This window comes from Mycobacterium sp., assembly GCF_050701675.1.
In the GTDB taxonomy this organism is placed as follows: domain Bacteria; phylum Actinomycetota; class Actinomycetes; order Mycobacteriales; family Mycobacteriaceae; genus Mycobacterium.
Genome location: NZ_JBOGDD010000198.1, coordinates 1 through 1,640 on the forward strand (window position 1 = coordinate 1; position 1,640 = coordinate 1,640).

Genomic DNA, 1,640 nt, shown 5'->3' on the forward strand with positions numbered 1-1,640 from the left:
GGATTGTCCGGCTGCCTGCTGGATCTCCCGCAACGTCACCGCCTCGATGCCGCGGGTGGCGAACAACCGTTCGGCGACCTCCATCAGCATCACCCGGGTCGATTCACCGGAGGCGTTGCGCCGCCGCGTGCCCGCGGCTGATTCGGTATCCAATTCCGCCATCGGTTCCTCCCGTCCGCATCAGTCTTACCGGCGTCGCCACCTCAGCCAAAATAATAATACCTATGTATTAAAAATACTGGACTTGCGCGACACGAGCTGGCAGCATTCGAGTCAGCTACCGCACCCACGGAGGACCAATGAGCATGATCTGGACGAACTCGGGCGACTCCCACTTCCTGGAGCCCGACGATTTGTGGCAGTCCCGGTTGCCGAAGGCCCTCGCCGACCTGACGCCGCGCGCGGAGAAGGATCCCGACGGCGAGTACGAGACGGTCTCGGTGGACGGACAGATCTTCCGGCGCAAGCTGCCGTCGTCGGCAATGGAGGCCTTCATCGAGGAAAGCATGAAGCCGCAGGGCATCCGGGACGCAAAGGCCCGGATCGGGGACCTCGACAAGGAGGGCGTCTGGGGCGAGGTCATCTTTCCGTCGCTGGGCATGTGGGGATCGACCTTCCGCACTCCCGAACTTCTCAAGGCATGCATGCGCGCCAGCAACGAATGGGCGCTCGAGGAGATCTGCGCGGTGTCGCCGCGATACGTGGTGACCGCGCAGGTGTCGACCCTGGTCGTCGAGGACGCGATCGACGAGTTGCGCTGGGCGGCAGAGCATGATTTCAAGGCGGTCTTCCTGCCGACGACCCCGCACCCTAGTGCCCCCGACTGGCACCGCAAGGAGTGGGAACCCTTCTGGGCGGCCGCCGAGGAAGCCGGCATGGTGATCGCCTTTCACATCGGCACCGACCCGGTCGACATGACCATCGGCGGCGCGTCGGGTGGGGCCGGGATGGTCTATCGCGGACCGGGCGGCGCGATCATGAACTACGCGGAGACCACGTTCTCCGGTCAGCGTGCGGCGATGAAGATGGTTGCCTCGGGTGCGCTCGACCGTCACCCCAACCTGAAGGTGTTGATCTCCGAGGGTGGCGCGACGTGGGTGCCGTTCCTGGGCGATCGTCTGTTGGAGGGCTATCGCCAGCATCATATGGCAGTGCGCCCCAAGCTTTCCCGCAATCCCAAGGAGATCCTCTACAACCAGGTCTACGCATCGTTCCAGCACGACGAGACCGCGGTGGCCGCCTACGACCACATGGGCTACAAGAACGTGATGTTCGGCAGCGACTACCCGCACATGGAAGGCACGTTCGGTCACACCCAAGACACCCTCAAGGGTCTGTTCGACGGTGTGAGCGCCGAGACCCGGCTGCGCATCACCCAGGGCACGTTCTACGAACTGTTCCCCAACGTTCCACCCATCCCGGCCGAAAAGTTCTGAGCGCGTGTCGAACACGACGGGTCTACGCGATGTCGCCATCGTCGGCGTCGGCGCCACGCCCTACTACAAGCGCGGTGAGTCGCTACCCAAGTCGATCACCGAGTTGGCGGGCGAGGCCATCCTGGCCGCCTGTGAGGATGCCGGTCTACCGGTCACCGACGTCGACGGTTTCGCCTACTACTCGGGGGCCAGTGCGGGCTACAC

The 1,640-nt window shown here is 64.1% G+C and carries 2 protein-coding genes and 1 pseudogene; 2 read left to right on the plus strand and 1 reads right to left on the minus strand.

The window, feature by feature from the left end; translation table 11 throughout:
• On the minus strand, positions 1-162 hold a 162-nt coding region (locus tag ACRDUX_RS05770; RefSeq protein ID WP_526411883.1), incomplete at its 3' end, for a TetR family transcriptional regulator.
• Positions 163-299: 137 nt separating this feature from the next.
• On the opposite strand from ACRDUX_RS05770, the gene ACRDUX_RS05775 reads away from it, so the two are divergent.
• Both ACRDUX_RS05775 and ACRDUX_RS05780 read left to right on the plus strand, forming a co-directional pair.
• Positions 300-1,436 carry an amidohydrolase family protein gene (locus tag ACRDUX_RS05775; RefSeq protein WP_526411881.1) on the plus strand — a complete coding sequence of 379 codons (1,137 nt, stop codon included), beginning with the start codon at positions 300-302 and terminating at the stop codon, positions 1,434-1,436.
• A gap of 4 nt (positions 1,437-1,440) precedes the next feature.
• Positions 1,441-1,640 (plus strand): annotated as a pseudogene (locus tag ACRDUX_RS05780) (thiolase C-terminal domain-containing protein); the annotation flags it as partial.

Bases quoted from the DNA above. Each gene is read 5' to 3' on its own strand.
- ACRDUX_RS05775 (WP_526411881.1), top strand. From the start codon at position 300: ATGAGCATGATCTGGACGAACTCGGGCGACTCCCACTTCCTGGAGCCC.